4 protein-coding genes are annotated in these 4,640 nt (G+C 71.3%); 1 reads left to right on the top strand and 3 read right to left on the bottom strand.

Going from position 1 to position 4,640, the window contains the following annotated elements; all coding sequences use genetic code 11:
• Positions 1-722, top strand: a 722-nt coding sequence (locus tag HMPREF3105_RS06090) for an arsenic resistance protein (RefSeq protein WP_070708982.1), incomplete at its 5' end; no start/stop codon positions are given.
• A 54-nt stretch (positions 723-776) separates the two neighbouring features.
• On the opposite strand, the gene HMPREF3105_RS06085 is transcribed toward HMPREF3105_RS06090, so the two are convergent.
• From HMPREF3105_RS06085 to HMPREF3105_RS06075, 3 genes are read right to left on the bottom strand one after another with little or no spacing between them, the layout of a single operon-like run.
• Entirely contained in the window at positions 777-2,270 is a 1,494-nt protein-coding gene (locus HMPREF3105_RS06085; RefSeq protein ID WP_070708981.1) for an ATP-binding protein, read from the bottom strand.
• On the bottom strand, positions 2,267-3,103 hold the full coding sequence (locus tag HMPREF3105_RS06080; RefSeq protein WP_070708980.1) for a hypothetical protein: 837 nt from the start codon (positions 3,101-3,103) through the stop codon (positions 2,267-2,269). Before HMPREF3105_RS06080 ends, HMPREF3105_RS06085 begins: the two co-directional genes overlap by 4 nt.
• A gap of 52 nt (positions 3,104-3,155) precedes the next feature.
• On the bottom strand, positions 3,156-4,616 hold the full coding sequence (locus HMPREF3105_RS06075) for an SCO6880 family protein (protein ID WP_070708979.1): 1,461 nt from the start codon (positions 4,614-4,616) through the stop codon (positions 3,156-3,158).
• Positions 4,617-4,640 lie beyond the last annotated feature (24 nt).

Genomic DNA, 4,640 nt, shown 5'->3' with positions numbered 1-4,640 from the left:
CTATGGGCAGAACTCAATGGCCCTTGACAGGCGTGTTGTTCGTCCTCCTCACGCCATGCGTGGACTACGTCATCGTGTTCACCGGCATCGCCGGTGGAGCCAAGGATCGGCTGCTCGCGGCCGCACCACTGCTGATGCTCGCGCAGATGCTCCTGCTGCCGCTCTACCTCTGGCTGTTCGTCGGAGCCGAGTTCGTCGCCACGGTCGACTTCGCCCCGTTCATCGAGGCGTTCCTGCTGCTTATCGCGCTGCCTCTCGTTGCCGCGGGGTTCACCCAGCTTGCCGCCGCCGGCACCCGCTGGGGCGTAGCGATCCAGGGCACCGTGCTGGGGGCGATGGTGCCGCTCATGATGCTCAGCCTCGCTGTCGTGGTGGCCTCCCAGATCGCCGGCGTCGGACGACAGCTCGGCGCGCTCCTGCTCGCCATCCCCGTCTACATCCTGTTCGCCGCGGTCATGGTCCCGATCGGTGCCGCCGCCGGGAAGGTTGCCCGGATCGACGTCCCCGGTCGCCGCGCGATCGTGTTCAGCGGCGCGACCCGCAACTCCCTCGTCGTCCTCCCGCTCGTCCTCGCCCTACCCGCCGCGTTCGACCTTGCTCCGCTCGTCGTTGTCACACAGACCCTCGTCGAGCTCATCGTCATGGTCGTGTTCGTGCGGCTCATCCCGCGACTGCTCCCCGACGACATCGACACCGCGAACTCACGACCTCAGATACTCTGAAATGGCCCCTCGGCCCGTGGGTTCCCGCCTCAACTGCCTTCAGGATTCGTGATCTTACGTGGGTTCGCTGGTCATGCGGCCGGTGGTGTCGAACGCGGCGAGCTCGGCGGGATGGAGCTGATGCTGCACGACGAAGGAGCGGTCCTTGATCCGCCAGAGCCCCTGACCGGTCCCCAGGCCGGGGAGCAGCTTCTGCTCGGTGCCGGTGAGCCCGAGCGCGAGGGCGGTGGAGCCGAGCTGGTCCGGCTCCTGCCGGTACACGATCCGGGTCTCCGCATTCGCCAGCAGCGACGAGGCGAGGGCGCGCATCGCGGTCCCGGCATCGCCGACGTTGTCGAGGTCGGAGAGCTTGTGGAAGATGAGCATGTTCGCGATTCCGAAGTGCCGCGCCAGCCTCCACTGGGCGTCCATGCGGCGAAGCAGCGCCGGGTACTGCATGAGCCGCCACGCCTCGTCGTAGACCACCCATCGCTGCCCGCCCGCCGGGTCGGACAGAGCGGACTCCATCCATGCGGACGAGCAGGTCATCAGCACCGAGATCAGCGTGCTGTTCTCCGCGACCCGCGATAGGTCGAGCGACACCATCGGCAGCGACGGGTCGAACCTGACCGTGGAGGGGCCGTCGAACAGGCCTTGGAGGTCTCCGGCGACAAGCCGACGGAGCGCGTGGCCGACGAGACGACCGTCTTCCGCGAGCCGACCGTCCTCATCGTCCCCCGTGTTGGGGGTGAGGATGCGGTCGACGACCATCGGCAGGATCGGCACCTCGGCGCTGCGGACGGCGTCTCGGAGGGCGAGGTCGATGGCGGTGTGCTCCAACGGCGACAGCGCCCGGTCCAGCACGGTCTCTGCGAGGGCGCCGATGAGGTCGCGGCGGCGGGAGGCGACCTGCATCGCCCACTCCGTATCCGACACGGCAGATGGCCGGTGGCCCTCATCGAGCGGGTTCAGACGATTGCGAAGGCCGTGGCCGAGGATGATCGCCCGTCCGCCGACCGCCTCCGCGACAGCCGTGTGTTCGCCCTTAGGGTCGCCGGGGACGTAGACCCTGCGTCCGAACGGCAGGCTGCGCGTGTACAGCGACTTCGCCAGGGAAGACTTGCCGGAGCCGACGATCCCGGCGAGCACGACGTTCGGCGCCGTGATGAGGCCGCGCTGATAGAGCACCCAGGGGTCGTAGACGAACGATCCGCCGCTGTAGAGGTCCTGGCCGACGAAGACGCCCTGGCTGCCGAGGCCGGCCTCGGCCAGGAAGGGGTACTGGCCGGCGAGCGTCGCGGAGGTGTCTTGGTGCTTGGGGAGCCGGAACCGGCCCGGCGTCCGCAACGCCGCGGGCCCCGCCTCGCCGGAGGCGGGCAGGTAGCTCGTGTTGCGGCGTTCAGCCTGCTCCGCCTCCCACTTCGCCCGAGCTTGTGCCTTGCGATGCTGGCGGGCATCGGTCTCGACCTTCGCCGCCGCCTGCCGGCGGGCCTTGCGTGCCCGGCGCCGCTCGCCTTCGGGACCGACGAGCACGGCGGTGTGCAGGCGGCTGTCGTCCTGCCCGGTCACAGCGCCAGCCCCCGTCCGTGTGCGGAGGCGGCGCCGGGGCGGCGGGTGAACCAGTCGGCCCCGTCTCGCCCCCGGCTGACCGCGGGGCCGACTGCACGCGTGGACTTGTGCGCGGCGCGTTCCGCTTCCCGCCTCGACTCCGATGCGGGTGCGGAGGCCGGGGTGTCGATGCCGAGGAGCGCCGGGTCGGGCACGGTGTCGTGCTTGCGCAGCAGCGAGACGTGCCCGAGGAAGGGGTTGTAGGTGAGCGTGTAGACGTCGTGGGTGGCCACCTTGTCGAGCACACCTGCCGGGGGCTCGTCGTAGACGTATCCGTTCTCGAGCGCGGCCTGGGTGGTCTCCGCTCCGTAGTCGTGCCCGGCCAGGTGCTCGATCGCTGCATCCGTCCCGTCGCGGTCGATCAGCTCCAGCACCTCATCGGCCTCGGCGCCTTCCAGGAACACGACGCTGACCCACCGCCTCGCCGGGCCGTCCTCGACGGCAGGTGCGGGGTGCCAGGCGATGCGACCGGAGTGCTGGGAGGCGGCGTCCAGCCGCCACTCCACGGTGTCCAGCAGGGTGCCGGCCTGGTGCAGCTCATCGGCAGCTGCGAGGGCCGAGGTTGCGCCGGCGGCCTGGTTCCCGGCGTCGTCGTGCGCCCTGGCGCGGGCGCTGATGTGGGCGGCTGCGAGCTGGTCGAGCACTTGCCGCAGCGACCTGACGCCGGCGAGCAGATCTCCGATCACCGGGTGGGTGTCGGCGGGGCTCTCGAACGTGCGGGTCGCGTGGGCCAGGCCCCGCAGCGCGGCGGACGCCTCAGCGGCGTCCGCGAGCGGGTCATCGAAGGTCGGCATGATCGGGGCTCCTCACAGGAAGGCGTGACGGTTGGTGAGCAGGTGCGCCGGGTCAGACCGGCCGGCACAACGGCAGCGCGGCAGCGGTGAATGCCTGCGCCTGCTGACCGACGAGCCGCCTGGTCTCGCAGGACGCTTGGATCGCCGCCTGCTCGACCGCGGCCACCGCCGCGTCGAGCTCGTCCACGGTCGGCGCAGAGACGGAGACGAGGCCGGAGACGCGCAGGACGCCGTGCCCGGCAGTCAGGTCCGCCTCCTGCTGGAGCACGTCGTCCAGCTCGGCGCTGCTGGCCGCGTCGTCGATCTGCCCGATCTTGCGCCGCTGGGCGGCATCGGAGATGAGCTCGGTCTTCTTCTTCCGCAGGTCCCGCGCGGCCTGGTCGGCGCGCACCGGGGTGTAGTGCAGGGCGAGGGTGCGCAGGATGCCGTTGGACAGCACGAGCGGCGCGAGGAAGCCGGGATACACCTGCGAGCGAGGCCACTCGGTGATCCACAGCACCGCATGGTGCGCGGAGTCCGACCGCAGCCGGTCCCAGGTCTCGGTAACCGCGACCGGACCTGCGGTCGCCAGGTCACGGCCCAGGTCCCCGTGGCGCTCCAGCGCCGGGGCGGCGGCGGGGTCGTAAGCCGAGCGCAGGACGACGGCGACCTCGCCCGGCGTCAGCCACCCGGTGCTACTGAGCTCCGCGGCGCGCAACGCCGTCGTCAGCGTGCTCATCTCCTGCCGCAGCACCGCAGCCGCGCCGCGTATCCCGCCACCGCTCGTTCTGATCTGCCGGGCGGCGGCCTTCATGTCGAGCGCGAGCGAGATGGTCGTCGCGTGGCGCTCTCCGGCGGGGCCGGCACGCTCGATGAGCTCGGCGTACGTGGTCGCGGCCCAGGAGCCGTCGTCGGTGCCGTGCGTGCGCCACCACTCCGCCAGCCCCGTCCCGGAATCCGGCAGAGTGCGCTCGGACACCTGGATGCGGGCGATCCGCCCGGACCTGCAGGCGGCGGCCAGTACGCGGCCCCAGCCGGAGACGCGACGCTGCTGCTCACCCGGATCAAGGAGCACGAACGCGGGGTGGGAGACGCCGAGGATCGCGGTGAGGGTCTGCGCGTGCGGGTCGTGGACCATCGCCGCGCCGGTCTCGGGGTCTTCCCACTCCCGCAGCGGTGCCGCATCCCCGGGCAGGGCGAGGGTCCCGGCGGGGCGGGGCTTGATGACGCGGCGCCGGTAGATGAGCTGCCCGAGATAGGTCCGGGCGGCCCAGCGGGCGAGGATCGGCACCCACTCGATCACCTTCCGGCCCCCGGCAGGGATCACCGCGAGCAGGGCGCAGGTCCCCCAGACGGGTGCGGTCCAGGCCAAGCCCATCCCGTCGGCGGTGTAGAGGGAGAAGACGACCGTGAGCACCGCGATACCGAGGACGATGAGCTGCGGCAGGGACAGACCGAGCATGATGCCGCGCCTGGCGAGCCGCGAGAACTGCACCGGCGCCAGCGGGTAGTCGCTAGGCGCGTTCGCGACCATCGGTTACTCCTTCCCGGCCGGTGC

It is taken from the genome of Micrococcus sp. HMSC31B01 (assembly GCF_001816085.1).
Lineage (GTDB): Bacteria > Actinomycetota > Actinomycetes > Actinomycetales > Micrococcaceae > Micrococcus > Micrococcus luteus.
The sequence above is the reverse complement of the archived record's forward strand: the minus strand, read 5'-3'. Positions and strand labels throughout refer to the sequence as shown.

What these genes read in the sequence shown, in the direction of transcription:
- HMPREF3105_RS06080 (WP_070708980.1), bottom strand. Translation starts at nt 3,103, where the DNA reads ATGCCGACCTTCGATGACCCGCTCGCGGACGCCGCTGAGGCGTCCGCC.
- HMPREF3105_RS06075 (WP_070708979.1), bottom strand. Translation starts at nt 4,616, where the DNA reads ATGGTCGCGAACGCGCCTAGCGACTACCCGCTGGCGCCGGTGCAGTTC.